Source organism: Streptomyces sp. NPDC002499 (genome assembly GCF_053595415.1).
The window spans coordinates 306,526-333,047 of the sequence record NZ_JBSFXO010000015.1; the positions used below are offsets into that span (position 1 = coordinate 306,526).

Consider the following 26,522-nt stretch of genomic DNA (forward strand, 5'->3'; position numbering starts at 1 on the left):
ACCCCCCGCCCGGGGGCAGACTACGGGGCATGGGGAGAACGATCGTCACGACGGCGGCACTCGTGGCCCTGGCGGCCGTGTACGGCTGCACCGTGCAGGGCGCGGACGGCAAGGGGAACTCGCCCGTGCACATCTCGCTGCCGAGCAGCGCTCCCCCGACGACGACGTCGGACGACGGCTCCGCCGGGGCCGACGGCAAGTCGAGTGCATCCCCCTCCCGTTCCGCCGAACCCTCCGAACAGTCCGGGCCCGCGCCCGCCGTGCTGTGGTCCCGTGGGGACAGCGGACGTGATGTGCGGGAGTTGCAGGCCAGGTTGCATCAGGTGCAGTGGCTGTTCGACGGGCCGACGGGGTCGTACGACGATCTGACGGAGCGGGCGGTCAAGGGCTTCCAGGGCAAGCGCGGGCTGCCGAGGACGGGCGAGACGGACACCGTCACCTGGCAGCGGCTGGTGAGGATGACGCACGAGCCGGGGAAGTGGGACCTGTATCTGATGGGCGGCCAGCCCGCCGGCGCGCCCGATCCGCGGTGTCTGACCGGCCGGGTGCTGTGCATCGACAAGACCAGCCGGACCCTGCGCTGGATGATCGACGGGCGCACGGTGTCGACGATGGCGGTCCGCTTCGGCGCGGACGGCACGCCCACCCGGGACGGCGTCTTCCACGTCTACTGGAAGTCCCGCGACCACTACTCGACGCTGTACGACTCCCCGATGCCGTACGCGATGTTCTTCAGCGGCGGCCAGGCCGTGCACTACTCGTACGACTTCTCGGCCCGCGGCTACGCGGGCGGTTCGCACGGGTGCGTCAACGTCCGCGACGAGGCGGCGATCGCGAGTCTGTACGCGCAGGTACGCAACGGCGACAAGGTCGTCGTGTACTGGTGAGACGCGCGGCATGAGGTGTGCGGGGCGCGGACGGGACCGGGGGAACGTGTCCCGCCCGCGCCGAGTTGCACGAGCCGTAGGTACGGGGGGAACCCCGGCTCTGTGCGTCGGCCGATGACCAGTCGGCTCATTCAGTACTGCGCCATCCCGGCCGAAAACGTCACACCCCGCGCCAGAAGATCCGAAACCCGCAGGTCAGAGCTTTACAGAGCGCTGTACGTCGGCTCCGGCGCCGGAGTCGGTGCGGCGGGCGTCGTCAGCCGCGTCGGCACCAGGGGCCGGAGGGCGCCCGAGCCGCCGGTTCCCGTGGTCTGTCCGGTTCCGCCGGCCTGTCCGCCACCGCCGGGCGCCATGCCGTTGCCGTCGTCGGCACCGCCCTGGTCATCGCCCTTGCCACCCTGATCGCTCTGGCCTCCCGGGCCGTACTGTCCGCCGGGACCGATCTCGTTCTTGCCGTCGCCCTTGCCGTCGCCCTTGCCCTTGTCGTCGCTGTCCTTGGCGGTGGACCCGGCGTCCCCGAGCGCGTTCTTGCAGTACCGCCACACGCGGCCGCCGCCGACGCCGCCCGCCGCGTGCACCAGGGCCCGTCTGCGCTCGGCGTTCAGCTTCTTGCCGTCCCGCAGATCACGGCAGGCCGCGGGGCCACCGCTCCACCGGCCGTCGTCCTTGCCCTCGGCGTGGTCCTCGGAGCCGGGCGCGACCGTGGCGCCGGGACCCGTCGGGTCCGAGGCGGTGGGGCCGCCGGTGGGTCCGTCGGGTGTGGGCCGGCCGGGCTGCAGGCCCTTCGGCGACGCGTGCGACCGGTCCGGCGACACGGCCGCCGTGACGGAGGACACGGGCCGGGGGCCGTCGCCGAACGGCGTCGGCAGGATTCCGGAGGTGGCCGCGACCGCGACCCCGCCGGCCATGCCGAGGGCCAGCACGGCGGTCAGCCCGAAGCGCACGGGCTGCCAGCGGGAGGGGCGGGCGCCCGGGCCGGGGCCGCCGATCCGCACGAGCCCGGCGTCGGAGGACCGGCCGCGGGTGGGCGGGCCGACCGCGGCCGCACCGGACCGGTCGGCGCGCGCGGTGCGGAAGGCGGCCAACGCGGCGGCCTCGCCCGGGAGTTCGGGTCCGGGCCGGATGACGTCGGCCCCGGCCCGGATGACGTCGGAGGAGAGCGCGTCGAGCGTTTTGGCGAGCCGTTCGGCCTCGTCCCGGGCGGTGGCGTCGACAGCGTCCAGTGGCTCTCCGCGCAGCAGCGTCTCCGCTGTTTCGGGGTCCAGCCACCTGTACTGCTCGTCGGCCATCACATGTCCTTCTGCGTCCGCGGACGCGTATGCGTCACACTCGCGGACGTCACCGCACGGTCTTCGGGTTCTCGCTGGTGCGGCATCGCGTCGAGCGCACCCGCGGATTCCGTATCGTCGGCGAGCAACTCTGCCAGGCGTTTCAGACCCCGGTGCGCCGCCGTGCGAACGGCCCCCGGTCGCTTGCCGAGCGTCTCGGCCGCGGTCTTGGCGTCGAGGCCCACCACCACGCGCAGTACGACGGCCTCGGCCTGGTCCTGCGGGAGCCGGGCGATCAGCGAGAGGGTGCGGTCGGTGGCCAGCGCCTCGATGGCCTCGCCCGCGGTGTCGGACTCGGCGGCCCTGCCGGTGAGTTCCGTTTCGTCGCCGCCTATGGCCGGGCGGCGGCCGCGCATGCGGATGTGGTCCAGGGCGCGGTTGCGCGCTATCCGGGCGGCCCAGCCGCGGAAGCGGTCCGCGTCGCCGCTGAACCGTTCCAGGTCGCGGGCTATCTGCAGCCAGGCCTCGGACGCGACGTCCTCCGCGTCCGGGTCGCCGACCAGCGTCCGGACGTACCCGAGCAGCCGCGGGTGCACCGCTCGGTACACAGTCCGGAACGCGGTCTCGTTCCCGTCCTGTGCCGAAAGCACCGCGGCGGTCAGCTCCGCGTCGTCCCCCAGCACCCGTAGTCCTCGATCGATGGTCTGCCGATGGTTGCGGCGATTGTTCGACATCCGCGCCCGGCGCGAAAGGCACGTTACGACCTGAAACCGCTGCTCGTCCATGTCCGTACAAGCTGGGACCAGCTTGTGATGTCGTGGGGTGTGACAGAAACCGCAGTCATGGCGCTGTAGCAAGTACGGGTCGCCGCGCGGCCCGTGCCGCGCGACGGCCGGGGCCTCTCCTGTGGGGGGTGGCGGCCCCGGCCGTTGCTTCGGTGGGAGCGCTCCGCCTCGTCCACCGGCGCTTTTCCGGGCCGTTCCACCGGCTGGCCGAATTCATTCGCACACCCATGTCCATCGGCACACCCATGGGTTCACCCGGCCCGCCAGTCGTCCCGCCGCCGGGTCGGGGCCCGGTGCGTGCCCGCGTCCCGGGCGGCCCGGAAGGCGTCCAGCGCCCGCCGCTCCCCCTCGGGATCGAGCACGCCGTCCCGGATGGCACCGGCGAACAGCACTTCCAGAACCAGGCCGCCGGTACGGCCGCCCTCGTGCCGTTCGCCCATGTCCCCGCCCCATCCGTGTCCTACGGCCGGCCCCGGCTGTCGTCGTTCACGTCGACTCCCCCAGCGTGCGCGGGTCCTCGTTCGTCACACCCTCGGCGCCGAGCCGCCGCGCGAGCGAGCGCAGCCCCCGGTGAGCGGCCGTGCGCACCGCGCCGGGCCGCTTGCCGAGGACGCGGGCGGCGGCGGGGCCGTCGAGCCCGACGACGACCCGGAGCAGCACGGCCTCGGCCTGGTCGGGCGGCAGGGTGCGCACCAGCGCCAGCGCCCGCTCGGTGGACAGCGCTTCCAGGGCCTGGTCGTCGGTGGCGTGCGGCCCCGGCAGCTCCAGCACGTCCTGTTCGAGCGCGGCCGGCCGGGGCCGTACCCGCTGGCGGCGCAGGTGGTCCAGGGCCCGGTGCCGGGCGATGGTCGCCGTCCAGCCGCGGAAGCCCGCGCCGTCGCCCTTGAACCGCCCGAGGTCCCGGGCGATCTCCAGCCAGGCGTCGGCGGCCACGTCCTCGGCCTCCTCGCCGACGATGCCGCGCAGATAACCGAGCAGCCCCGGCTGCACCAGCCGGTAGGCGACCGCGAAGGCGGCCTCGTCGCCCTGCTGGGCGCGCGCGACGGCCGCGCCCAGTTCCCCGTCGTACGCCTGCACGCGGCGGGGTTCCCCTCCCTGGCCCGACACTGTCCTGACAGAAGTCGTGAACACAGTTGAATCGTTCACGTCTTCACGGTCATCAGCGCCAGGTCGCACAGAAGTGTCACAGCTCGTCGGCTGCCCCAACTCGCCAGCGCCATCAGGTGACTTGCATCACTGTCGACCGATCCGCCGTGACGTTTGCCGCCCGGCGACCGCTGAATGGTCTAGAGCACCTGTGTGACGGGTGCGGTTTCTGTGACTTTCTTCTGACTTCTGTGGCCTTCGGGCCTTCTTCGGGGTGGGGAACACGTGGTGAGTCGTCGTACGTCCCATGCGTACAGACCGCTGAGCATGAAACGCCGGGCCTGGCTGACCCTGGGCGCCGTGGTCCTGGGCGGCGGAGGCCTGGCGTCCTACGCCATCGCCAGCCCGTCGGCCGAGGGCGCGGCGGACGGACAGGCCAAGCGGCCCGCGAAGGTCTACGACCTGACGCTGAAGAACACCGCGACCGGCAAGCGTGAGCTGGCGCGCACGGAGACCAAGCAGTTCTCGCTGCTCGGCGTCTCCTGGACGGGCGCGACCAAGGACCTGGACGGCACGGCCCAGGTCCGCACCCGCAGCACCGACACCGGCGCGTGGACGGCCTGGCAGGACCTGGAGACGAACGTCGACCCGGTGGAGGACCCCGAGGAGCGCGCCGGGGCCCGTGGCGCCTCGGAGCCCCTGTGGGTGGGCCCCTCGGACGGCGTGCAGGTGCAGGTCGTCCACGAGGACGGCAGCACAAGTGCCGGACTGCCCAAGGGACTTGAGGTCAACCTGGTCGACCCGGGCGTGGTGACGCCCGCGGAGCAGAAGGCCGAGCCGGCCGCGTTCGTCGCGGACGCGAGCCCCTCCGCCACCGTGACCACCACCGCGTCGCCGACCGCCACCGCGACCCCGACCGCCACCCCGTCGGCGACGCCCACCGCGCCGCCGTCCACCGTGCCCGAGCCGCCGATCACCACGCGGGCCGGCTGGGGCGCGGACGAGTCGATCAGCAAGGGTCCGTCGGAGTACAACCCCGACGTGAAGGCCGTGTTCGTGCACCACACGGACGGTTCCAACGACTACTCGTGCGCCGACTCGGCGGCCATCGTCCGGGGCATCTACGAGTACCACGTGAAGACCAACGGCTGGAACGACATCGGCTACAACTTCCTGGTCGACAAGTGCGGCACGATCTTCGAGGGCCGCAAGGGCGGCGTCGGCCTGCCGGTGCTCGGCGCCCACACCTACGGCTGGAACCGTGAGTCCACCGGCATCGCCGTGCTCGGCAACTACACCACCGCCGAAGCGAGCAGCGCGGTCGTGACCTCGGTCGCCCGCATCGCGGCCTGGAAGCTCGGCCAGTACGGCGCCGACCCGGCCGGCACCGTGCCGCTGACGGCGGGCGCGACGCAACCCAACTACGCGGGTACGAAGTTCACCGCAGGAACCGCCTACACCTTCAACCGGATCTCCGCGCACCGCGACGGCTACCTCACCGAGTGCCCGGGCGGTGCCCTCTACGCCCAGCTGCCGGCCATCCGCACCCAGGCGGCCGGCCCGGTGCAGGACCTGAAGACCGGCACGGTGACCGGCGCGGGCAAGTCGGGCACGACGTACTACACCAAGGGTGCCGTCACGGTGAACTGGTCGACCAGCACGCCGACTTCACTCATATCGAAGTTCGATCTGCTGGTCGACGGCAAGGTGGTCGCCACCACCGACGGGACGGCCACCTCGGCCAAGACCACGCTCGCCCTGGGCAGTCACAAGGTGACCGTGCGGGCCACGCACCAGTCGGGCAAGACGACCACCACGGCGGCCCTCGCCTTCGTCGCGGAGACGACCCTGCCGACGTTCACCACCGCCCCGAAGCTCACCCTGCGCACCGGCACGGTCAGCACCACCGCCGTCCCGGTCACCCTCGGCTGGAAGGCCACCGACGCGCAGGCCCTGAAGGCGGTCGACCTGCTGACCCCGGCGACGGCCACCTTCGGCCCGACCACCACGACGTCCAGCCGCACCGCCAAGTCCGGCTCCGCGTCCGTCTGGTCGATGCGGGCGACCGACTTCGCGGGCAACACCCGCACGTCCTCGCCGTCCTTCACGCCGCTGATCCTCCAGGAGACCTCGGCGACGAAGACCGGTACCTGGACCAGCCGTTCGTCCACCAGCTACCTCGGCGGGAAGTCGTACTCCAGCGGTTCGAAGAACGCGAGCCTGACCTGGACGTTCACCGGGCGCTCGGCGTCCTGGGTGGTGTCGCGGGCGTCGACCTCGGGACAGGCGTACGTGTACGTCGACGGCGCCAAGGTGGCGACCGTGGACCTGAAGTCCGCCACCACCAGCTACCGCCAGGCGATCTGGACGAAGAGCTGGTCCGCCAGTGCCAAGCACACAGTGAAGGTCGTCGTGGTGGGCACCAGTGGCCGCCCGACGATCACGACGGACGGCCTGGTGTACATCAAGTAGTTCGCGGGACCGGGCTACTTCGACCAGCTCAAGTAGCCACGTCCTCCAGCGACTTGGGCGCCTGCTCCCCCGGACCACCCTGGGGAGTGGGCGCCCGGTCCGCGTTCACGACCACGCCGGCGATCAGCGCACCCAGCAGCAGCGCGCTCATCGCCCACCAGGTGGCGACGTTGAAGCCGTGCACGGAGGCCTTCGCCGCCAACTCCCGGGCGTCGACGCCCGGTCCGGCGTGGGCCGTCAGATAGCGCGCCGTCACCGTCGCGGCGATCGTGTTCAGCAGCGCCGTACCGATCGAACCGCCCACCTGCTGGGCGGTGTTGAAGGTGGCGGAGGCCGCACCGGCGTCCCGCGGCGCCACGCTGCCGGTGGCCAGGGACACGGACGTCATCATCGCGGTGCCCATGCCGAGGCCGAGCATCAGCATCCCGGGCAGGATGTGCGAGGCGTACGCCGGTTCCACGCCCACCTGGGCGATCAGCGCGAGCGCGCCGGCCGCGATCAGCAGCCCCGGCACGATCAGCACGCGCGGCGGCACCTTGTTCAGCAGCCGGGCGGCGATCTGGGTCGAGCCGACGACCATGCCGACGGTGATGGGCAGATAGGCGACACCGGTCTTCACCGGCGAGTACCCGAGGACGCCCTGCATGTAGTAGGTCAGGAAGAGGAAGACGCCGAACATCCCGATGGTCACCAGCAGCACGGTCAGGAACGCGCCCACCCGCTGCCGGTCCTTGACCACCGACATCGGCAGCAGGGGCACCCGCGCCCGGGTCTGCCAGAAACCGAACGCGCCGAGCAGCACGACCCCGCCGCCGAGCAGTCCGAGCACCAGCCCGTCGCTCCAACTCCTGGACTCCGCCTCGGAGAAGCCGTAGACGACGGAGAGCATCCCGGCCGAGCCGAGCAGCGCGCCCGGCACGTCGAGGCGGCCGCCCGGGTGGCGTTCGCCGGGCTGGAGCAGGGTCAGGGCGCCCGCGAACGCGACCAGCGCGATGGGCACGTTGACGTACAGGCACCAGCGCCAGTCCAGGTACTCGGTGAGGAAGCCGCCCGCGAGCAGACCGACCGCGGCGCCCGCGCCGATGATGGCGCCGAAGATGCCGAAGGCCTTGCCGCGGTCCTTGGGATCGGTGAACGTCGTCGCGAGCAGCGACAGCGCGGAGGGCGCGAGCAGCGCGGCGAACACGCCCTGAAGAGCGCGCGCCCCGAACAGCATCCCGGAGTTGGCGGCGGCCCCGCCCAGCGCGGACGCGGCGGCGAAGCCGAGCAGTCCGATCATGAACGTGTTGCGCCGCCCGGCGAGGTCGGAGACCCGGCCACCGAGCAGCAGCAGTCCCCCGAAGGCCAGGGTGTACGCGGTGATCACCCACTGCCGGTTCCCGTCCGACATGTGCAGGTCGGCCTGGGCGGACGGCAGGGCGATGTTGACGATGGTCATGTCGAGCACGACCATCAACTGGGCTAGGGCGATGACTACCAGCGCCCACCAACGACGATTGTCGGCCATGCGGCCATCGTGCTCCCGCGGGCCCAACTTTGGGAACGGTCGCGTCTCTTATTACGCTGTTTTTGCCGAGCCCGCGGAGGGCCGGAGCGGGGCCACGGCGGCTCCGCACAGGTCAGAGCGGCACGACGCCCAGCCGGTCCAGCAACCGGAAGAAGAGGTTCTCGGCGAGCGGGTCGGGGTCGGCCGTCAGTACGTCGACCAGCGGCTCGTCGGGCACGTCGTGCCCGGCTTCGGCGGCCCAGGCGACGGCCCGGTCTGCGGCGTCACGGGGGTCCAGGAAGTAGTCCTCCACGGTGAGTCCGTCGTTGCCCGCACCGAGGTACCCGGCCATCGCGGCCCGCGCCAGACAGGTGGTCCACGCCCCGCTCCTGGGCCCCGCCGCCTCGACGACCACGGCCGTGCTGTCCATGACGTACCCGAAGAGGGCGGGGGCGCCGGTCTCCCGGGCCAGCACGTTCATGCTGCCGACCTCGCCGTCGCCGCTCGGGTACTCCCACACCTGCCAGCCCTCGGGCGCCGACTCCCGCAGCACCATGCCCTCGGCGTCGGCCAGCGCGTCCAGCTCCGCCAGCGGCCGCTCGCTGCGGCCCACGACGTAATACCCCCAGTAGCCCATGTCCCGTTCCCCCACGGTTTCTTGGCTTCGGCCCGCGCCCTCTTGGCTTCGGCCCGCGCCGAACACACCACAGCCGTACGTCAGTTCACAGCCCTATCCTGGGATCACCCCAGCCTGTCGGCAAGAGCCTTGAACTGCGTCCAGGACTGGGTCGGCCGCCGCGGATCCCACAGTTTCTGGACCGTGGCCCGCAACGGCATCCTGATCCCGGCCGCGACCTGGTTCTGCGTCTGGGAGTTGGCGAGGTCGCACCAGACGGCGAAGGACCCGCCGAGGATCTGCCCGTCGTACTTCGAGGGCACCGCCTGCGTGCCGCGCACGACGAGCGGGGTCCACCGCTCGTAGATCCGCTGCCCGGTCGGATAGACGAAGGTGTTCGGCTCCCCGAGGACGTAGTAGAGGAACTCGTCGTTGTAGTTGACGACCTTCCGCCCGGCGCTCAGATACTCCACCGGCAGCCGCGCCCCGATCTCCTTGCCCGTCCAGTACCCGACCCGCAGATCCTTGGCCGCCGCCACGGACGTACCGGCGAAGAAGCCGTCGTTCCACGCGCGCATCGTGCGGTCGTGGGCGCGGACGGTGTCGGCGCGGTCGTTGAGCCAGCCCGTGGTCAGGTCGGCGACGGTCCCGCCGGCGCCGTAGGCCGCCCGGGCGGCGGTGGCGAGCTGCGGATAGGAGGCGGCGGGGCTGGAGACGGTCAGCGCCTGGTACTCGTCGCCGCCGAGATTCCACTGACCGCCGGGGAAGAGCCCGGCGTACTCGTTCAGCAGGTCGTCGACGATCTCGGCGGCGGCCGGCTTGGAGATGTCGACGGCCCCGCGCGTGGCGACACCCCGCGTGTTGCGCAGCTGAAGGTCCGGATGCGCGGCGATGACCGCGCCCAGATGCCCGGGCGAGTCGATCTCGGGCACGACGGTGATGTGCCGGCTCGCGGCGAGCTCGACGATCCTCGTGACCTGGGCCTTGGTCAGATGGTCCTTGGAGACGATCTCGGGATGGCTGTCGGAGGCGATCCGGAATCCCTGGTCGTCGGAGAAGTGCAGCCCGAGCTCGTTGAACTTCAGGTCCCCCAGCTCCCGCACCCGGTCCTCGATCCAGGCCGCGGTGAACGGCTTGCGCGCGATGTCCAGCATGAACCCGCGCACCTGCTTGGCCGGCTCGTCCCGCACGACCCCTTCGGGCGCGGTCCCGCCGCCGTGCACCTCCTGCTTGAGCGTCCGCGTCCCGTAGAACACGCCCGAGTCCGCGGGCCCGCTGATGTTCACCCGACCGCCGCGCACGGTCATGGCGTACGACTCCGGATCGGCCCCCTCGTCGTCGTTCAGCGCCAGCCGTACGTCCCCGGCGCGCACGTCGTCCTGTTCCCCGGCGTACGTCAGCCCCAGCTCACCGGCGATCAGGCGCCCCTCGTCGGCCAGTTCGGCATCGCCCACGACCACGCGCTCACCGCGCACCGGACGCCAGCCGGGACCCCGTGCCGCGGTGTGGGAGCGCACGGCGGGAATCGTCTTGGGGGCCTGCGAGAGGGCGTACGAGCGGCTGGGCGTCGGAGTGGGACTCGACTGACGGGACGCGCCGGGCGTCAGGCCCGACCGGGCGTCGGAGGGCTGCTGCGTGCGCGCCGCCCCGGCGGGTCCGCTCTCGTCGCCGGAGGCCCAGAAACCGAGGCCGATCCCGAGCGCGACCGTCCCGGCGAACGCGCCCGCGACGATCATCCGCCTGTGCTTGACCTTCTGCGCCGGAGGCCGGCGCCTGTGCTGGCTCACAGCGCCAACCTAAGTCCCCTCGGGGGCGCGATGTGTCCACCACACGTTCCGAAACTCTCCCGTGCGGGTGAAATTCGGGCATCCGTCGGACACGTCACGCTCTCGCTCGATAACGTTGACGACACATCTCTCCCAGCTGCCTCTGCTGAAACTCACGTGACGCCCACACACCTTCCCGGCCGAGTCGGCATACCGACACTGCCCACCGTCCTGGTCGCCTTCAACGGTGCCCCTGTCGACGACGCCCGCACCCTCCTCCTGACCTGCCTGCGCAGCCACCGCTGGGCCGAACGGGTCGCGGCGCACCGCCCGTACCCGGACGTCGACTCCCTGCTGGCGGCGTCGGACGAGGCCGCGTACGACCTCTCGTCGACGGACCTCTCCGAAGCACTGGCCGCGGAGACCCTGCCGGTGCTGCCCGAGGACACGTACTCGGTGGCGCACACCGCACTGAGCGCGGCCCAGGCCGCCTACGAGGCCCGCTTCGGTCACGCCTTCGTCATCTACGTGGGCGACACCCCGCCCGGCCGGTGCCTGGACCACATCCTTGAGGGCATTCGCTCCCGCTTGACGAACGACCTCGAGGAGGAACGGGCGGTAGCGGCGGAAGAACTCCGGCGCTTGGCGAAGGAGCGGCTTCTGGAGGTTCTCAGGGGCGCGGGGAACTGCGCGAACAGCCACAGACAACCCGCACTCGGCACACAACAGAACCCTCCACCCCAGAAGCCGCATAGCTAACCCAAACGCGTGCCACATTGATCACACCGGTAGGCCCCCGGTAAGCGCCGAGCCGACGTCTGGCTAACATGCTGGGGGCCGGTGGACCGTACCCGGCCGGGCCCGACCGACAGCACAAGCCGGCGCGGCCCCAATCCCCGCTCCCGGAGGGACTTCCGTGCCGGCTGGAACGCTGTACCGCGGCCGGGAAGGAATGTGGTCCTGGGTGGCTCATCGAGTCACCGGCGTCCTCATCTTCTTCTTCCTGTTCGTTCACGTGCTGGACACCGCTCTCGTCCGTGTCTCCCCCGAGGACTACGACAAGGTCGTAGCCACGTACAAGACCCCGCTCGTCGCGTGCCTGGAGTACGGCCTCGTCGCCGCCATCCTCTTCCACGCGCTCAACGGCCTGCGCGTCATCGCCGTCGACTTCTGGTCGAAGGGCCCGCGCTACCAGAAGCAGATGCTCTGGTCCGTCGTGGGCATCTGGGTCGTGCTGATGCTCGGGGCGATCTACCCCGTCCTCGGCCACGCCGCTCGTGAACTGTTCGGGAGCTGACACCGATGGCCACCACTGAATCCCCCGCCTCCGGTGTCGGCCCTGTCGAGGGCGAGTCCCTCTTCAACGTCGACAACCCCGCGCCTCTGATCGAGGCCCCGCGCCAGCGCACCAAGAAGACCCCCAAGTCCACCCGGGGCAACTTCGAGATGTACGGCTGGCTGTTCATGCGCCTGTCCGGCGTGGTGCTGGTCGTCCTGGTCCTGGGTCACCTGCTGATCCAGCTGGTCCTCGACGGCGGCGTCTCCAAGATCGGCTTCGCCTTCGTGGCCGGCCGCTGGGCCTCGCCGTTCTGGCAGGTCTGGGACCTGCTGATGCTGTGGCTTGCGATGCTGCACGGGGCCAACGGCCTGCGCACGGTCATCAACGACTACGCGGAGCGCGCGAACACCCGGCTGTGGCTCAAGGGCCTGCTCTACACCGCCACGGTGTTCACCATCCTGCTGGGCACGCTGGTGATCTTCACCTTCGACCCGAACATCCGCTAGGCCGCCGGGCTGAGGGACTGAGGAATTCCTGATGAAGATCCACAAATACGACACCGTCATCGTGGGCGCGGGCGGCGCCGGTATGCGCGCCGCCATCGAGTCCACGAAGCGCAGCCGCACCGCGGTCCTGACGAAGCTCTACCCCACCCGGTCCCACACGGGCGCCGCGCAGGGCGGCATGGCCGCCGCGCTGGCCAACGTGGAGGAGGACAACTGGGAGTGGCACACCTTCGACACGGTCAAGGGCGGTGACTACCTGGTCGACCAGGACGCCGCCGAGATCCTGGCGAAGGAGGCCATCGACTCGGTCCTCGACCTGGAGAAGATGGGCCTGCCGTTCAACCGGACGCCCGACGGCACGATCGACCAGCGCCGCTTCGGCGGTCACAGCCGCAACCACGGCGAGGCCCCGGTCCGCCGGTCCTGCTACGCGGCCGACCGCACCGGCCACATGATCCTCCAGACGCTGTACCAGAACTGCGTCAAGGAGGGCGTGGAGTTCTTCAACGAGTTCTACGTCCTCGACCAGCTGCTCACCGAGGTCGACGGCGTCAAGCGCTCGGCCGGCGTGGTCGCGTACGAGCTGGCGACCGGTGAGATCCACGTGTTCCAGGCGAAGGCCGTGATCTACGCGTCCGGCGGCACCGGCAAGTTCTTCAAGGTGACGTCGAACGCGCACACGCTGACCGGTGACGGCCAGGCCGCGGTGTACCGGCGCGGGCTGCCGCTGGAGGACATGGAGTTCTTCCAGTTCCACCCGACCGGCATCTGGCGCATGGGCATCCTGCTGACGGAGGGCGCCCGCGGTGAGGGCGGCATCCTGCGCAACAAGGACGGCGAGCGCTTCATGGAGAAGTACGCGCCGGTCATGAAGGACCTGGCGTCCCGTGACGTCGTGTCCCGCTCCATCTACACGGAGATCCGCGAGGGCCGGGGCTGCGGTCCCGAGGGCGACCACGTCTACCTCGACCTCACGCACCTCCCGCCGGAGCAGCTGGACGCGAAGCTGCCCGACATCACGGAGTTCGCGCGCACCTACCTCGGTATCGAGCCGTACACGGACCCGATCCCGATCCAGCCCACCGCGCACTACGCCATGGGCGGCATCCCGACCAACGTCGAGGGCGAGGTGCTGAGCGACAACACGACCGTCGTCTCCGGCCTGTACGCCGCCGGCGAGGTCGCCTGCGTGTCGGTCCACGGCGCGAACCGTCTCGGCACCAACTCCCTCCTGGACATCAACGTGTTCGGGCGCCGGGCGGGCATCGCGGCGGCGGAGTACAGCCAGAAGGCGTCCTACGTCGAGCTGCCGGAGAACCCGGCGCAGCAGGTCGTCGACCAGGTCGAGCACCTGCGCAGCTCCACGGGCACCGAGCGTGTGGCGGTCCTGCGGCGCGAGCTGCAGGAGTGCATGGACGCGAACGTCATGGTGTTCCGCACCGAGCAGACGATCAAGACGGCGGTCGAGAAGATCGCGGAGCTGCGCGAGCGCTACCGCAACGTCTCGATCCAGGACAAGGGCCGGCGCTTCAACACGGACCTCCTCGAGGCCATCGAGCTGGGCAACCTGCTCGACCTCGCCGAGGTCATGGCGGTCTCCGCGCTCGCCCGCAAGGAGTCCCGCGGCGGTCACTACCGCGAGGACTACCCCAACCGCGACGACGTCAACTTCATGCGCCACACCATGGCGTACCGCGAGGTCGGCGACGACGGCACCGAGTCCATCCGTCTCGACTACAAGCCGGTCGTCCAGACCCGCTACCAGCCGATGGAGCGTAAGTACTGATGGCTACCCCTGTTCTGGACAAGGCGGAAGCGGCCGGCCAGCCCGAGCCCGGCTTCGCCGACTCCCCCTACATCACGGTCACCTTCCGCATCCGCCGCTTCAACTCCGAGGTCTCGGCGGAAGCGACGTGGGAGGACTTCCAGCTGGAGATCGACCCCAAGGAGCGCGTCCTCGACGGTCTCCACAAGATCAAGTGGGACATCGACGGCACGCTGACCTTCCGCCGCTCGTGCGCGCACGGCATCTGCGGTTCGGACGCGATGCGGATCAACGGCAAGAACCGTCTCGCCTGCAAGACCCTGATCAAGGACCTCAACCCCGAGAAGCCGATCACGGTCGAGCCGATCAAGGGTCTGACGGTCCTGAAGGACCTGGTCGTCGACATGGACCCGTTCTTCCAGGCGTACCGGGACGTGATGCCGTTCCTGATCACCAAGGACACGAACGAGCCGACGCGCGAGCGTCTGCAGACGGCCGAGGACCGCGAGCGCTTCGACGACACCACGAAGTGCATCCTGTGCGCCGCGTGCACGTCGTCGTGCCCGGTCTTCTGGAACGACGGCCAGTACTTCGGTCCGGCGGCCATCGTCAACGCCCACCGCTTCATCTTCGACTCGCGTGACGAGGCGGGCGAGCAGCGCCTGGAGATCCTCAACGACCGCGACGGCGTGTGGCGTTGCCGCACCACCTTCAACTGCACGGACGCCTGCCCCCGAGGCATCGAGGTCACGAAGGCGATCCAGGAAGTGAAGAGGGCGCTGATCACTCGGCGGTTCTGACCGACCGGCGACAGCAGCTCAGGGCCGTTCCTCCCGGAGTCGGGGGGAACGGCCCTTCCGCTGGCAGGACGGCGGACCGACCCAATAACCTGACGCGACACGGCTGGAACAACGGGGGACAACAGCATGAGTGAGCCGAATCCGTACCAGGGCGGGAACCCCCAGTGGGGTCCCGGTCAACCTCCCACCACACCGCCGCCCGGCTACGGATATCCCGGGCCCGGTCCGGCGTACGGCTACCCCCAGCAGCCTGGAGCTCCGGCACCCATGGGCGGCGCCCCGCTGGTGTCCATCGGGGACATCACCGTCATGGGCGACCAGATCATCACGCCCGCCGGCGCCCTCCCCCTCCGTGGTGCGGTGTGGAACGCCACCGACATGTCGCACACCGAGGAGAAGATACCGACGGTCGCCATCGTGCTCGCGATCATCTTCTTCGTGGTCTGCCTCCTCGGTCTCCTCTTCCTCCTGATGAAGGAGAAGCGGACCACTGGCTTCATCCAGGTCAGCGTGACGAGCGCGGGCCGGCACCACTCGACGATGATCCCGGCCTTCGGTCCGCACACCTTTCCCGCGGTCATGGGTCAGATCAACTACGCCCGCTCGCTGAGCGCCATGTGACCCTCACAGCTGACTGAGGATCGACGGATCCGTGATCTTCGTGTCGTCCGCCAGCAGCATCGCCTTGCTCAGGATCACCGCCAGCATCCGGTCGCCCTCGTAGGGCAGGTAACCCGTCTCCGGGACCGCAGGGCTGGACTTGGGGACGATGCACAGGTACTGGCCGCTCGGGGTCATGAGGATGTTGCCCGAGCCGAGGTGGATCTTGTAGGTGTGGCGTTCGCCCTTGACGTGCAGGAAGCGGCTCTCCAGGGTGCAGCGGTCGGCTATCGCAAGGCGGGGTATCAGGCGTTCCAGGAGGGCGCGGCGGGTCCTGGCACTCTCGTTGAGGGCGCCGAAGCTGTACGACGACCAGTACTCGTGGAAGCGGCCGGCGGGGCCGCCGTCCTGCCAGGCCGGGTCGTTGCCGACGCTCGCCACACCGACGAACAGGTCCACGTCCCGCAGGACTTCGGAGAGGACCAGGGGTGGGATGTCGGTGAGGGGTACAGGGGCTGAGGGGTCCTCGCCGTCCCGGAGCCACATGCGGTAGTCGCCGCCGCAGCAGTGCGCCGAGTTCTGCGGAGCGTCCAGCGGGTAGAAGCGGACCTGGTCGGTGCGCAGGCGGAGGAAGGAGCCGGACTCCGTGGTGTCGGCGCCGTACTCCTGGCCCTCGCCGCTGATCCAGTACTCCGCCCGCAGTCCCCACTGGGGCAGTTCGCGCGTCGCCGGCGGTGCCTCGTCGTCCACCATCAGGCGCAGCTTGTTGCGCCAACCCCGGACCGCGGCCAGGGAGTTGAACTGGTGCTGGCGCAGGATGTGGGCCGCGAAGCGGTTCGAGTACGTGCCCGTCGCGCGCTCGGCGTCCGTCAGCAGGTACACCTCGCGGTGGGCCTGCTTGAACGGCTGCGTGACGCGGTGCCGCTCCAGCCAGTCGCGCCACGCGATCGTCTCGGCGGGGTCGTGGCCGACCGGGTGCCAGAGGGTGACTTCGGCGCCTTCAGCGACAGGAGTGACGGGGGTATCGGTGAGGGTGCGCAGTTCGCCGTCCGCGTAGCCGACCGTCCGTCCGTCGACCGTCCACAGGAGGCGGCGGGCCAGGGTGCCCACCAGCGGGTGGTCCAAGTAGCGCGTCCGCCACGCCTCGTACGACCACGTGCGGCGGGACAGGAACTGGCGGTCCAGGCGCTCGCTCTGCGCCGACAGCATCTTGTCGATGTCCTTGGCCGCGGCCTTGAGGTCCTTGAGCGCTTCCTGGTGGTCGCGGCGGACGCCCGCCGGGATGCTCTTGACCTGCTTGCCGCTCGCCGACCGCCAGGTCAACACCGCCTTCGTGCCCTGGACTTCGAGGATCGCCGTCGACTCGCCGAGGGTGTGGCTCGCGCGTCCGACCTCCGTCAGGCCGTACGCCGGCACGGCCAGTTCCTCGATCTCCTCGCGGGTCAGGCCGAGCGCGGCGGCGCGGGTCTCCAGGGCCGTGTCGAGGAGCTTGGCGGTGGCTTTGTACGTCACCCGGGCGGCGAGGCGGGCCAGTTCGGCGAGGGCCGCTTCGCTGTCGATGCGCGCGAGGGCGTTCACGCCCGCGTTGGCGACCTTCGGGTTGCGCGGGCCCATGCCCGCGACCTTCTTGAGGGAGGTCTCCACCAGGGCGCCGAGAGCGCGGGCGGTGTCCGGGTGGGGCGGGAGGAGGGCGAGCAGCCAGGCCAGGCCGCGCAGCGCGTTGGCGTTGTAGGGGTCGTAGGCGCTGTTGACGTCGGGCTCGTAGGTGCGCCGGTCGAGCGGGAGGGTGCGCGGGCGGCCGACGAGGGCGAACCAGACCGGCACGGTCTCGCGGACGCGGTCGGCGCCGACGGCGTCGATCACCACGTGGGCCTGCTTGTCCCACCTGGCGGTGGGCTTGGCCGCGGTGGCCGTCGCCGCGTGCCGCAGCAGCGCCTGCCAGTCGGGGCCGTCGGCGTCCCGCAGGGCCTGCTCGGCCCACTCCTCGCCGACGTTGAGGGCCGGGTCGGTGAGCAGCTTCGCCAGATCGACGACGGCGTTCGAGCGGTACGCCTCCACGGCCGAGCGGCGGACGACGGCGACGAGGGCCGGTGAGAGCGCGCGGCCCTGCGCGAGTTCGTGCTCGGCGAGGGACTCGAAGCCGGAGGCGTGCCAGAAGGAGTGCACGCGGCCGAGGTCGTCCAGCGCGCGTCGGCGCTCGGCGGCCAGCGGATCGTCGTCGATGCCCTCGCAGAGGCGGATCGTGAGGGAGATGGCACCGCAGCGGGCGTCCAGTCCGTCGCCGAGCGCGGGGAAGCGGTCGGCCATCGCGTGCAGCATCGCGCGGCGCCGCTCCACCGGCAGCGCGCGCAGCTCCTCGACGGCCTCGCTCCAGCCGGGGCGGCCGAAGTAGCCGCGGCTGGAGGCCACCATCTTCATGGTCTCGTCGGCCACCCGGCCGGCGTCGAACACGGCGACGCGGTTGCGCAGCCGGTCCAGGTGCGAGCGAGGAGAGCGCATCAGCCACCCACCAGCGCCACGAGCTTCAGGAACGTCACCTCGGTGCCCAGCGGCAGCTCGATCTCCTCGGCCACGTCCGTCACCTGACGGTCCCCCACCAGCACCAGGAATCCGTTCCCGGCGAACGCCTTCAGCGCCAGTCCGGTCTGCGCCTCGGGGTCTATGCGCCGGGGCGTGCGCAACGCGTACCCGTTCAGCACGCGCTCCGCGTCCTCCGGCTGCACCAGGCCCTGGAACACCCCGGGCATGCGCGCGTTGTACTCGGCGACCTCCTGGAACACCCGGCGCCTGATCAACTCACCCACGGTGAGCCGCTCCTCGGCGACCTCCAGCTCCCAGCCGGCGCCCCGCTCCCCCGCAGTCGTCTCGTCGACGAACCTCACGATTGCCATGCGACCGACAGTAGGGGCCGCCACTGACAATCACGGTTTCCGGCCGATCTTCCGCCTAACCTGATGCCATGTCAGATGACCAGTCGTACGAGCTGCTCGGATTCGACAACGCGCTGCTGCCCGTCGGCGACCTCGCCGAGGCCGTGCGCTTCTACGAGAGCGCCGGGTTCGCCGTGGCGTTCCGCTTCGACGAGGCCGGGATCGCCCTGCTGAAGGTCGGTGCCGAGACGCCCGGGATCCTGCTGCGGCAGGAGGAGGCGCTGGGCCACCGGCCGCCGTCGTGGCCGACGTCCCGGCTGTGGATCGAGGTGGCGGACGCCCGCACGGCCGCCCGCTCCCTGCGCTCGGCGGGGGTCCCGCTCCTCGACGAGCCCTTCTCGGTCGCCACCGGCTGGACCGTCGAGACCGCCGATCCGTGGGGCAACGTCATCGGGTTCACGGACTACACCAAGCGCCCGGAGCTGGGCCGCAGCCGGTGAGTAAGGGCCGCAGCCGGTGAGCCCGAAGGCCGCGGGCTGTGGCCGGGAACCGGTCGGGCACCCCGTAGGCTCCTGTGCGTGTCCGCCACGAACGACAGCGCCCCGCAGAGCGACAGCGTGCCCAGCAAGTCCGAGCAGACCCGCGCGCTGATCCTGGAGACGGCCATGCGGCTCTTCCAGGAGCACGGCTACGACAAGACGACGATGCGGGCGATCGCCAAGGAGGCGGGGGTCTCCGTCGGCAACGCGTACTACTACTTCGCCGGCAAGGAGCACCTGATCCAGGGCTTCTACGACCGGATCGCCGCCGAGCACCAGGTGGCGGTCCGCGAGGTCCTGGACCGGGAGAGGGACCTGGAGGCGCGGCTCGCGGGCGTGCTGAAGGTGTGGCTGGACATCGCCGCGCCGTACCACGAGTTCGCGGTGCAGTTCTTCAAGAACGCGGCCGACCCGGACAGCCCGCTCAGCCCGTTCTCGCCGGAGAGCGAGCACGCGCGCGTGGAGGCGATCAGCGTCCACAAAGAGGTGCTGTCCGGTGCGAAGACCAAGGTGGCGCCCGAACTGCGGGACGCGCTCCCGGAGTTGATGTGGCTCTCGCAGATGGGGCTCGTCCTGTACTGGGTGTTCGACCGGACGCCTGGGCGTGAGCGGAGTTACCGGCTCGCCGAGCGCGGGGCCCGGCTCACCGCGCGCGGGGTCTCGCTGGCCCGTTTCCGGGTGCTGCGGCCGCTCGTCCTCGAGGTGCACGAGCTGTTCACGGACTTCCTGCCGGGGATGACCCACGCGCTGCCCGACCCGGCGAAGAAGAAGCGCGGGGCGCCCGCCTCGGAACCGGCCGAGGACGAGCGCCCCTGAACGCTCGGCTCAGTTGACCGCGTCCACCTCGTCCTCCGCCAGCTCGACGTCGTACACGAGAGGCCCGTCCGCCACCATCACGTGCCTGGCCCGGGAGCCGTGGGCCGCGGAGGTGACCGCGAGCAGATAGGCGCCGGGGCCGGGCACCGAGACGATGTACGAGCCGTCGGCCAGGGTCGTCACCCGGTCCAGCTGGCGTCCGCCCTTGGACAGGACCGTGACCGCCGCGCCCTCCACCGCGTCGCCGTCCGGGCTGCGGACGAAGCCGTGCACCGCGGAGGCGGGACCGTCGGCCGCCGCCGCGGACGCGTTGGTCTCGCCCGCTTCGCCGTCCTCCTTGGGCTCGACCGCGAGATGCGGCAGCCGCTTCTCCAGCCACTCCGGCAGCCACCAGTTGGAGTTGCCGAGCAGGTGCATCGCGGCCGGCACCAGTGCCGTACGCAGGATGAAGGCGTCGAGCGCGACCGCGGCGGCCAGGCCCACACCCGCCATGGCCGCGCCGGAGTCGCCGCTGAGCACGAAGGCCATGAAGACGCAGACCATGATGAGGGCGGCGGAGTTGATGACCCGGCTGGTCTCGGCGAGGCCCACGCGCACCGCGCGCGCGTTGTCCCTGGTGTGCACCCACTCCTCGTGCATCCGGCTGACCAGGAACACCTGGTAGTCCATGGAGAGGCCGAACAGCAGCGACAGCATGATGACCGGCAGGAAGGCGTTGATCGGGCCCTCCTTGCCGAGGCCGAGCAGTTCCAGGCCCCAGCCCCACTGGAAGATCGCCACCAGGACGCCGAAGGAGGCCGCCGCGGCGATCAGGTTCATCAGGGCGGCCGTCAACGGGACCACCAGGGACCGGAAGGCGACCAGCAGGAGCAGGAAGCCCAGGCCGATGATGGTCGCGATGAACAGCGGCAGCCGTTCGCCGGTCACCGTCGCGAAGTCCTTGGACACCGCCGTCACACCGCCGACGTGCGCGGTGACGTCGGCCTGCGGGATCACGTCGTCCCGCAGGGTGTCGATCAGGTCGTCGGTCTCCTTGGACTGCGGTGACGTGGTCGGCACGACCTGGATCACCGTCACGCCCTGCGCGGGCGGCAGCGCGACCACCTTGGCGACGCCTTCGGTGCCCTGGATGCCCTTGACCAGGGCGGTGGTGTCACCGGCGTCCGTGACCACCTGCAGCGGCCCGTTGAAGCCGGGCCCGAAGCCGTCGGCGAGGAGGTCGTACGCCTTCCTGGTGGTCGACGAGGAGTCGTCGTTGCCCTGGTCGGTGGCGCCCAGGCGCAGCGACAGCACGGGCAGGGCGAGTACGGCCATGACGGCCAGGGCGAGCACGGCGATCCGGCGGGGACGCTTCTGCACGTTCATCGACCAGCGGGCCGAGAGGTTGCTCGTCGACTCGATCTCGGGACCCTCGGCCGCGAGCCGGCGCCGCTGGCGGCGGCTGAGCACGCGCGGTCCGAGCAGGCCCAGCAGGGCCGGCAGCAGGGTCGTCGCGGCCAGCACGCTCAGCACCACCGTCAGGGATGTGCCGACGACCACGCCGTCCAGGAACCGCAGCCGCGTTACGAGCATGCCGGCGAGCGCGATGCAGACCGTGCCGCCCGCGAACAGCACCGCCCGGCCGGAGGTGTTGAGCGCGGTGACCGCCGCCTCCTCCGGGTCCATGCCCTTCTGGATGCCGCGCCGGTGCCGCGTCACGATGAACAGCGCGTAGTCGATGCCGACGCCGAGGCCGATCAGCGAGGCGAGCAGCGGGGCGATGTCGGGGATGTCGGTGGTGTGGCTGAGCAGCTGGGTGGAGAACAGGCCCATGCCGACACCGAAGATGGCGATCGCGATCGGCAGCAGCATCGCGAAGAACGACCCGAAGGCCAGGAACAGCACGGCGGCCGCGGCGACGATGCCGACCATCTCCGACAGGCCCTGCGGCGGCTCCTGAACGCGCTGGATCGCCTGGCCGCCCAACTCGACCTCAAGACCGCTTCGTTCGGCGCCCTGCGCGGTGTCCAGGACGTCCTGGACCAGCTCCTTGGGCACCTCGTTGGCGGGCTTGGCGAAGGTCAGCTGGGCGTACGCGATCTTTCCGTCGCCGCTGACCTGGGCCGCGCCCTGCGCGCCCGTGTAGGGGCTGGTGACCGCGCCGACGCCGGGCATCTTCGCGATCTTGTCGAGGGCGGGCTGGATACGGGATTGGACCGCCGGGTCCTTCGCCGAGCCCTGGTCGACCTTCCACACCACCGTGTCGGTGTCCCCGGAGGTGTTCGGGAAGGCCTTCTCCATCAGGTCGTACGCACTCTTGGAATCCGTGTCGGGGAGGGAGAACACGTTCGCGTAGTTCGTGCCCGCGGCCGAGGCCGAGAAGCCCAGGCCGAACAGTGCCCCCACCCACAGCAACAGGACCACCAGCCGGTGCCGATAGCACCACCGTGCCAATGCCGCCACTGTCAACGCTCCTTAGTCGGTCGGTTGGTCCCCCAGGTCCTGGGCAACAGGATTGGTGGCACCACGCGTGCGTGGACACGGCGCGCCCATGACTCTCAAGGAACTCCAAAGACCGATCCGGTCCGGTTGTCAGTGGCCCGACCGATACTGGGGGCATGACGACGGCTCCAGGCACCGTGCTGGTGGTGGAGGACGAGCCGAGCATCGCGGACGTCCTCGCCATCGCCCTGCGCTACCACCGGTTCGAGGTGATGATCGCGGGCACCGTCCGCGAGGCGCTCGCGCTCGTCGAGCGCACCCGCCCCGACGCGGCGCTGCTCGACGTCATGCTGCCGGACGGCGACGGCCGGGCTCTTGGGCGTGAACTGCGCGCGAAGCGGCCGGAGTTGGCGCTGGTCTTCCTCACCGCGCGGGACGCGCCCGCGGAGATCGTCGGCGCCCTCGGCTTCGGCGACGACTACATCACCAAGCCGTTCAACATCGACGAGGTCGTCGCCCGGATCACCGCCGTCCTGCGGCGCACCCGCCGGGCCGACGTGCTGCCCCAGCGGCCACCGCTGACCTACGGCGACCTGGAGCTGGACGAGACGACGTACAGCGTCCACCGCGCGGGCCGCACGGTCGAGCTGACCCCCACCGAGTACGCGCTGCTGCGTTTCCTGGTGCGCAACGGCGGCCGGATCGTGTCGAAGGAGCAACTGCTGCGGCACGTCTGGCAGTACGAGCACACCCCGCCCGAGTCGACCGTCGTCGAGACCTACATCAGCTATCTGCGGCGCAAGCTGGACGCCCTCGGAGCACCGGTGATCACCACGCGGCGTGGCGTCGGATACGGGCTTGCATGAAGTTCCTCCATCCGTATCGCCACCCGTTCCGCCACTCGTTCTGCAACCGGGGTCTGCACTCGCTGCGCGCCAAGCTGACCCTGGCCAACGTGGCGCTGCTGGCCCTCGGCATCGTGGCGACCACCGCCGTCAGCCTCATGGGGATGCGGTACTACCTGCTCGACCAGGTGGACACCGAGCTGATCAAGATGCGCGACTCGCTGAGCGACTCGGAGCTCACGATGCGCAACGTCGACTCGCTGGGCGCCCTGGGTTTCGTCAAGGAGCGGCTCGTCCCGGACGAGACGGACAAGGAGCGGTCGGCACCGGACTCGATCTACACGGCCGTCGACGACCGGGGTGAGGCCGTCGGCATCCTCGGCGTGCGGCTCACCGACGCGCAGATCGACCTGGCCCGCGCCGCCCACGACGCCCCGGCGCTCGCCCGGGACACCGGCCCGCACGACGTGAAGGTGAACCACGCCTCGTACCGGGTCACCGCCGTCCGCCTCGCCGACGGCACGTACATCCTGATGGCGACCTCCACCGAGGCCCTGCACATGGGCATGGGCAAGGCCCTGCGGCTCGACTTCGCCGTCGGCGGGCTGCTCCTCGTGCTGCTGGCCTGGCTGACCATGATGAGCGTCAGCCGCCGGATGCGGCCGCTGGAGGACATGGTCGAGACGTCGTCGGCGATCGCCGAGGGCGACCTGACCCGACGCGTGCCCTCCAGCCACCATCCGACGCAGGAGGTCGAGCAGTTGCGCCTCGCCCTCAACTCGATGCTCCACCAGGTCGAGTCGGCGTACCGCACGCGCGAGCGCAGCGCGGCCCAGCTGCGCCGTTTCGTGGGTGATGCCTCGCACGAGCTGCGCACCCCGCTGTCCGCGATCCGCGGCTACCTCCAGCTGTACGACAAGGGCATGCTGAGCGACCCGGCGGAGCGCCGGCGGGCCTGGGACCGGGTGCTGGCGGAGACGGACCGCATGGGCCGCCTGGTGGACGAACTGCTCACGCTGGCCCGCCTCGACCAGGAGCCGCAACTGCTCCTGCGCAACGTCGACCTGAGCCGTCTGGTGCGGGACGCGGCCGAGGATCTGCGGGTACAGCAGCCGGAGCGGCCCATATCGGTCGGCGCCGACGGCGCGCTGCTGGTGCGGGCCGACGAGTCGGGCCTGCGGAAGGTGCTCGGCAACCTGACGGGCAACGTCCGCACGCACACCCCCGCGGACGTGCCGGTGCGGCTCGGTCTGGAGCGGGCGGACGGCGTCGTACGCCTCTGTGTCGAGGACAAGGGTCCCGGGCTGTGCGAGGAGGACGCGGCACGGGTCTTCGACCGCTTCTTCCGAGCGGGCGGCGGCGCGGGCAGCGGCCTCGGCCTGGCCATCGTGCAGGGCGTCGTCCAGGCCCACGGCGGCGAGGTGACGGTCCGCACGGCCCCGGGCGAGGGGCTGACGGTGACGGTGACGCTGCCGGCGCGGGTGGCCGTGGAGGCGGAGGATCTCGATCCGTCGTAGGCCTCGACACGGCGCGCGCCCCGACACCGCTCAGGCCTCGGTCAGCACCAGCGCCCACACCGTCTTGCCGTGTCGGCCGCGACTCCACACCCCCCAGGCCGCCGCGACGTGTTCCACCAGGCGCAGACCGCGGCCGGTCTCGTCCCACTCCGTCACCAGGCGCAGGCGCGGTTCGGTCTGGCCCTCGTCCGAGACCTCTATCAGGCAGGAGCCGTCGGAGAGCGCGGTCACGGCCACCTCGAACTCGCGCTCCAGGAGCGGGCCGTGGCGTACGACGTTGGTGGCGAGTTCGGAGACCAGGAGGACGGCGTCGTGCAGGGCCGGGTCGTCGGGGCCGTGTCCCCAGTCGGCCAGGTGGTCGCGTACCCGGTGCCGGGCGAGGCCGACGGAGGCCGGGTGGCGGGGCAGCCGGAAGGAGTCGCGTCTGAGCACATGTCCTCCTCACCCCACGCACGCCTCCGTCACATCCTCCTGCGTCGGGTGGGCGTCGCGCGTCACTCGGGTGAAGGTCGGTGCCGCCCGACCGGAGTCAGATCCAGGTCAGGCTCCACAGCCGGAACACTCCGGTGGCGTCCGAGAGGTACTGGCCGCCGCCGACGGCCTCGTTGCTGAGGACGTACTCCTTGCCCTGCCACAGCGGGATGACCGGCACATCGCGCGCGATGTCCTCCTGCAGCGTCTTGAAGTCGGCCGCGGCGTCCCCCCGGTCGGGGTACTGCTGGCTGGCCTGGATCAGCTGGTCGACGGCCTTGCTGCTGTAGCCCGTGTTCATGGTGCTGCCGGTGCCGACGAGCGGGCCGCCGAAGGTGTCCGGGTCGGGATAGTCGGCGACCCAGCCGACGGCGTACGCGTCGAGCTTCCCGGCCGCCCACTGCTTCTGGAAGTCGGTCCACTCGTAGCCCTTGAGCGTGACCTTGAACAGGCCGCCGGCCTCCAGCTGCTTCTTGAGGTCCTCGGCCTCCGCCTGGGCGGCACCGCGGCCCTCGGCGTAGCCGTAGGTGAAGGTGACGGGGGTCGTCACGCCGGCCTCGGTGAGCAGCTCCTTCGCCTTCTGCTCGTCCTGCTTGGGGTAGGTGTCGAAGAACGACGTCGTGTGACCGGTGATGCCCGTGGGGATCAGCGAGTACAGCGGGTCGACCGTGCCCTGGTAGACCGTCGCGGCCAGTTCCTCGCGGTCGATCAGCCAGGCCATGGCCTTGCGGACCTGGACGTCGTGCAGGGGCGAGCTCTGGCGCGTGTTGAGGTAGAGGTTGCGGGTCTCGGAGGTGTCGGACTCGTTGACGCGCTGGTTGGGGTCGCTGGCGGAGAGCCGCGAGAGCGTCGTCGGCGGCAACTGCCGGGCGGCCACGTCGATCTGCTTCGCCTTCCAGGCCTTCTCCAGGGCGGCCGCGCTGCCGTAGTAGAGCAGGTCGATGGGGCGTCCGGTGTCGTGGACATCGCCCTTGTAGTGCGCGTTGGGGGCGAGGACGGCCTTCTTGTTCTTCGCGTACGACGTGAGCTTGTACGGCCCCGTGCCGTCGGCGCCGATCTCGGTGCGCAGGCTGTTCCTCGGGTACTTGGTGCGGTCGACGATCGAACCGGCCCCGGTGGCGACCTTGAACGGGAAGGTGGCGTCCGGCGAGGAGAGGTGGAAGGTGACCGTCAGGCCTTTGGCGTCGACCGACTTGAGCGTGCTCAGCAGCGAGGACGGGCCGACGTCGGAGTTGATCTTCTTGACCCGGTCGAAGGAGTACTTGACGTCCTCTGCGGTCATCGCGCGACCGCTCGGGAAGGTCAGGCCGTCCCGCAGCACACAGCGGTACGTGGTCAGTCCGCTGCCGACGAAGACGCAGCTCCTGGCCGCGTCGGGCACCGGCTCGGCGCCGCCCGGGTCGAAGGTCAGCAGTGACTGGAAGACGTTGCTGAACAGCGCCCACGAACCCGCGTCGTAGGCGCCGGCCGGATCGAGCGCCGTGACGGCGTCCGTCGTACCGACCGTGATCGTCTTGCCGGAATTCTCCTGCGACGGCAGCAACTGCCAGCCGCCCACTCCCGCGGCCGCGAGTACCAGTACCGTCGCGAGAATCCGCGTGCGAACCGAGCGCATCGGTTTGCCCTCTCCGGGCCCCGTCGGGACCCACCCCACCGTTCACTCCCCAGGCCGCTCCCCCGAGCGGCGCGGCTCACCTAACCACACGTGTTTCAGCCGGGGGAAGGGA

At 70.7% G+C, this 26,522-nt stretch carries 24 protein-coding genes; 12 read left to right on the forward strand and 12 right to left on the reverse strand.

Going from position 1 to position 26,522, the window contains the following annotated elements:
- Positions 1 to 29 precede the first annotated feature (29 nt).
- Complete coding sequence (locus ACWD5F_RS38350; protein WP_451260894.1) at positions 30 to 887, forward strand: L,D-transpeptidase family protein; 858 nt, start codon at positions 30 to 32, stop codon at positions 885 to 887.
- Positions 888 to 1,090: 203 nt separating this feature from the next.
- On the opposite strand, the gene ACWD5F_RS38355 is transcribed toward ACWD5F_RS38350, so the two are convergent.
- From ACWD5F_RS38355 to ACWD5F_RS38370, 4 genes are all read right to left on the reverse strand, one after another.
- A complete protein-coding gene (locus tag ACWD5F_RS38355) occupies positions 1,091 to 2,176 on the reverse strand; it encodes a hypothetical protein (protein WP_451260895.1) in 1,086 nt (361 codons plus the stop codon).
- The gene (locus ACWD5F_RS38360; protein ID WP_451260896.1) at positions 2,176 to 2,838 is read right to left on the reverse strand and encodes an RNA polymerase sigma factor; all 663 of its coding nucleotides are present in this window, start codon (positions 2,836 to 2,838) and stop codon (positions 2,176 to 2,178) included. The genes ACWD5F_RS38355 and ACWD5F_RS38360 overlap by 1 nt, the downstream gene beginning before the upstream one ends.
- A gap of 353 nt (positions 2,839 to 3,191) precedes the next feature.
- Positions 3,192 to 3,380 carry a hypothetical protein gene (locus tag ACWD5F_RS38365; protein WP_451260897.1) on the reverse strand — a complete coding sequence of 63 codons (189 nt, stop codon included), beginning with the start codon at positions 3,378 to 3,380 and terminating at the stop codon, positions 3,192 to 3,194.
- 46 nt (positions 3,381 to 3,426) lie between these two features.
- Positions 3,427 to 4,047, reverse strand: coding sequence for an RNA polymerase sigma factor (locus ACWD5F_RS38370; RefSeq protein WP_451260960.1), 621 nt, complete (start codon positions 4,045 to 4,047; stop codon positions 3,427 to 3,429).
- Between the two features lie 306 nt (positions 4,048 to 4,353).
- On the opposite strand from ACWD5F_RS38370, the gene ACWD5F_RS38375 reads away from it, so the two are divergent.
- The gene (locus tag ACWD5F_RS38375; RefSeq protein WP_451260898.1) at positions 4,354 to 6,498 is read left to right on the forward strand and encodes an N-acetylmuramoyl-L-alanine amidase; all 2,145 of its coding nucleotides are present in this window, start codon (positions 4,354 to 4,356) and stop codon (positions 6,496 to 6,498) included.
- 28 nt (positions 6,499 to 6,526) lie between these two features.
- Here the strand turns inward: ACWD5F_RS38375 and ACWD5F_RS38380 are convergent, their stop codons facing one another.
- From ACWD5F_RS38380 to ACWD5F_RS38390, 3 genes are all read right to left on the reverse strand, one after another.
- Entirely contained in the window at positions 6,527 to 8,005 is a 1,479-nt protein-coding gene (locus ACWD5F_RS38380) for an MFS transporter (protein WP_451260899.1), read from the reverse strand.
- A gap of 112 nt (positions 8,006 to 8,117) precedes the next feature.
- Complete coding sequence (locus ACWD5F_RS38385; RefSeq protein WP_451260961.1) at positions 8,118 to 8,621, reverse strand: hypothetical protein; 504 nt, start codon at positions 8,619 to 8,621, stop codon at positions 8,118 to 8,120.
- A gap of 104 nt (positions 8,622 to 8,725) precedes the next feature.
- Positions 8,726 to 10,336 carry a family 20 glycosylhydrolase gene (locus ACWD5F_RS38390; RefSeq protein ID WP_451260962.1) on the reverse strand — a complete coding sequence of 537 codons (1,611 nt, stop codon included), beginning with the start codon at positions 10,334 to 10,336 and terminating at the stop codon, positions 8,726 to 8,728.
- Between the two features lie 207 nt (positions 10,337 to 10,543).
- Between ACWD5F_RS38390 and ACWD5F_RS38395 the strand changes: the two genes are divergently transcribed.
- The 6 genes from ACWD5F_RS38395 to ACWD5F_RS38420 all read left to right on the forward strand — a co-directional run bounded on the left by ACWD5F_RS38395 (position 10,544) and on the right by ACWD5F_RS38420 (position 15,337).
- Positions 10,544 to 11,125 (forward strand): 2-oxo-4-hydroxy-4-carboxy-5-ureidoimidazoline decarboxylase, encoded by a 582-nt coding sequence (locus ACWD5F_RS38395; protein WP_451260900.1) that lies wholly within the window; start codon positions 10,544 to 10,546, stop codon positions 11,123 to 11,125.
- A gap of 157 nt (positions 11,126 to 11,282) precedes the next feature.
- A complete protein-coding gene (gene sdhC, locus ACWD5F_RS38400) occupies positions 11,283 to 11,663 on the forward strand; it encodes a succinate dehydrogenase, cytochrome b556 subunit (protein WP_123998165.1) in 381 nt (126 codons plus the stop codon).
- A gap of 5 nt (positions 11,664 to 11,668) precedes the next feature.
- On the forward strand, positions 11,669 to 12,151 hold the full coding sequence (locus ACWD5F_RS38405) for a succinate dehydrogenase hydrophobic membrane anchor subunit (RefSeq protein WP_401713748.1): 483 nt from the start codon (positions 11,669 to 11,671) through the stop codon (positions 12,149 to 12,151).
- A gap of 31 nt (positions 12,152 to 12,182) precedes the next feature.
- Positions 12,183 to 13,937, forward strand: a complete 1,755-nt coding sequence (gene sdhA / locus ACWD5F_RS38410) for a succinate dehydrogenase flavoprotein subunit (RefSeq protein ID WP_451260901.1) — start codon at positions 12,183 to 12,185, stop codon at positions 13,935 to 13,937.
- Positions 13,937 to 14,716 carry a succinate dehydrogenase iron-sulfur subunit gene (locus ACWD5F_RS38415; protein ID WP_123998168.1) on the forward strand — a complete coding sequence of 260 codons (780 nt, stop codon included), beginning with the start codon at positions 13,937 to 13,939 and terminating at the stop codon, positions 14,714 to 14,716. Before sdhA ends, ACWD5F_RS38415 begins: the two co-directional genes overlap by 1 nt.
- Positions 14,717 to 14,842: 126 nt before the next feature.
- A complete protein-coding gene (locus ACWD5F_RS38420; protein WP_451260902.1) occupies positions 14,843 to 15,337 on the forward strand; it encodes a hypothetical protein in 495 nt (164 codons plus the stop codon).
- Between the two features lie 3 nt (positions 15,338 to 15,340).
- Here ACWD5F_RS38420 and ACWD5F_RS38425 read toward each other — a convergent pair whose 3' ends face one another.
- Positions 15,341 to 17,815 (reverse strand): DUF4132 domain-containing protein, encoded by a 2,475-nt coding sequence (locus ACWD5F_RS38425; protein ID WP_451260903.1) that lies wholly within the window; start codon positions 17,813 to 17,815, stop codon positions 15,341 to 15,343.
- Entirely contained in the window at positions 17,815 to 18,207 is a 393-nt protein-coding gene (locus ACWD5F_RS38430; protein WP_451260904.1) for a hypothetical protein, read from the reverse strand. Before ACWD5F_RS38430 ends, ACWD5F_RS38425 begins: the two co-directional genes overlap by 1 nt.
- A 68-nt stretch (positions 18,208 to 18,275) precedes the next feature.
- Between ACWD5F_RS38430 and ACWD5F_RS38435 the strand changes: the two genes are divergently transcribed.
- Both ACWD5F_RS38435 and ACWD5F_RS38440 read left to right on the forward strand, forming a co-directional pair.
- Positions 18,276 to 18,686, forward strand: coding sequence for a VOC family protein (locus tag ACWD5F_RS38435; protein ID WP_401713757.1), 411 nt, complete (start codon positions 18,276 to 18,278; stop codon positions 18,684 to 18,686).
- A 78-nt stretch (positions 18,687 to 18,764) separates the two neighbouring features.
- Positions 18,765 to 19,541: a TetR/AcrR family transcriptional regulator gene (locus tag ACWD5F_RS38440; protein ID WP_401713759.1), complete on the forward strand. Its 777-nt coding sequence runs from the start codon at positions 18,765 to 18,767 to the stop codon at positions 19,539 to 19,541.
- A 9-nt stretch (positions 19,542 to 19,550) separates the two neighbouring features.
- On the opposite strand, the gene ACWD5F_RS38445 is transcribed toward ACWD5F_RS38440, so the two are convergent.
- A complete protein-coding gene (locus ACWD5F_RS38445; RefSeq protein ID WP_451260963.1) occupies positions 19,551 to 21,974 on the reverse strand; it encodes an MMPL family transporter in 2,424 nt (807 codons plus the stop codon).
- 164 nt (positions 21,975 to 22,138) lie between these two features.
- On the opposite strand from ACWD5F_RS38445, the gene ACWD5F_RS38450 reads away from it, so the two are divergent.
- Positions 22,139 to 22,828: a response regulator transcription factor gene (locus tag ACWD5F_RS38450; RefSeq protein ID WP_451260905.1), complete on the forward strand. Its 690-nt coding sequence runs from the start codon at positions 22,139 to 22,141 to the stop codon at positions 22,826 to 22,828.
- The gene (locus ACWD5F_RS38455; protein WP_451260906.1) at positions 22,825 to 24,324 is read left to right on the forward strand and encodes an ATP-binding protein; all 1,500 of its coding nucleotides are present in this window, start codon (positions 22,825 to 22,827) and stop codon (positions 24,322 to 24,324) included. Before ACWD5F_RS38450 ends, ACWD5F_RS38455 begins: the two co-directional genes overlap by 4 nt.
- A 30-nt stretch (positions 24,325 to 24,354) precedes the next feature.
- Here the strand turns inward: ACWD5F_RS38455 and ACWD5F_RS38460 are convergent, their stop codons facing one another.
- A complete protein-coding gene (locus ACWD5F_RS38460; protein ID WP_451260907.1) occupies positions 24,355 to 24,756 on the reverse strand; it encodes an ATP-binding protein in 402 nt (133 codons plus the stop codon).
- A gap of 97 nt (positions 24,757 to 24,853) precedes the next feature.
- Entirely contained in the window at positions 24,854 to 26,410 is a 1,557-nt protein-coding gene (locus ACWD5F_RS38465) for an ABC transporter substrate-binding protein (protein ID WP_451260908.1), read from the reverse strand.
- Positions 26,411 to 26,522 lie beyond the last annotated feature (112 nt).

What these genes read in the sequence shown, in the direction of transcription:
- ACWD5F_RS38350 (WP_451260894.1), top strand. Translation starts at nt 30, where the DNA reads ATGGGGAGAACGATCGTCACGACGGCGGCACTCGTGGCCCTGGCGGCC.
- ACWD5F_RS38355 (WP_451260895.1), bottom strand. Translation starts at nt 2,176, where the DNA reads ATGGCCGACGAGCAGTACAGGTGGCTGGACCCCGAAACAGCGGAGACG.
- ACWD5F_RS38365 (WP_451260897.1), bottom strand. Translation starts at nt 3,380, where the DNA reads ATGGGCGAACGGCACGAGGGCGGCCGTACCGGCGGCCTGGTTCTGGAA.
- ACWD5F_RS38375 (WP_451260898.1), top strand. Translation starts at nt 4,354, where the DNA reads ATGAAACGCCGGGCCTGGCTGACCCTGGGCGCCGTGGTCCTGGGCGGC.
- ACWD5F_RS38380 (WP_451260899.1), bottom strand. Translation starts at nt 8,005, where the DNA reads ATGGCCGACAATCGTCGTTGGTGGGCGCTGGTAGTCATCGCCCTAGCC.
- ACWD5F_RS38385 (WP_451260961.1), bottom strand. Translation starts at nt 8,621, where the DNA reads ATGGGCTACTGGGGGTATTACGTCGTGGGCCGCAGCGAGCGGCCGCTG.
- ACWD5F_RS38390 (WP_451260962.1), bottom strand. Translation starts at nt 10,336, where the DNA reads ATGATCGTCGCGGGCGCGTTCGCCGGGACGGTCGCGCTCGGGATCGGC.
- ACWD5F_RS38405 (WP_401713748.1), top strand. Translation starts at nt 11,669, where the DNA reads ATGGCCACCACTGAATCCCCCGCCTCCGGTGTCGGCCCTGTCGAGGGC.
- sdhA (WP_451260901.1), top strand. Translation starts at nt 12,183, where the DNA reads ATGAAGATCCACAAATACGACACCGTCATCGTGGGCGCGGGCGGCGCC.
- ACWD5F_RS38415 (WP_123998168.1), top strand. Translation starts at nt 13,937, where the DNA reads ATGGCTACCCCTGTTCTGGACAAGGCGGAAGCGGCCGGCCAGCCCGAG.
- ACWD5F_RS38420 (WP_451260902.1), top strand. Translation starts at nt 14,843, where the DNA reads ATGAGTGAGCCGAATCCGTACCAGGGCGGGAACCCCCAGTGGGGTCCC.
- ACWD5F_RS38425 (WP_451260903.1), bottom strand. Translation starts at nt 17,815, where the DNA reads ATGCGCTCTCCTCGCTCGCACCTGGACCGGCTGCGCAACCGCGTCGCC.
- ACWD5F_RS38430 (WP_451260904.1), bottom strand. Translation starts at nt 18,207, where the DNA reads ATGGCAATCGTGAGGTTCGTCGACGAGACGACTGCGGGGGAGCGGGGC.
- ACWD5F_RS38435 (WP_401713757.1), top strand. Translation starts at nt 18,276, where the DNA reads ATGTCAGATGACCAGTCGTACGAGCTGCTCGGATTCGACAACGCGCTG.
- ACWD5F_RS38450 (WP_451260905.1), top strand. Translation starts at nt 22,139, where the DNA reads ATGACGACGGCTCCAGGCACCGTGCTGGTGGTGGAGGACGAGCCGAGC.
- ACWD5F_RS38455 (WP_451260906.1), top strand. Translation starts at nt 22,825, where the DNA reads ATGAAGTTCCTCCATCCGTATCGCCACCCGTTCCGCCACTCGTTCTGC.
- ACWD5F_RS38465 (WP_451260908.1), bottom strand. Translation starts at nt 26,410, where the DNA reads ATGCGCTCGGTTCGCACGCGGATTCTCGCGACGGTACTGGTACTCGCG.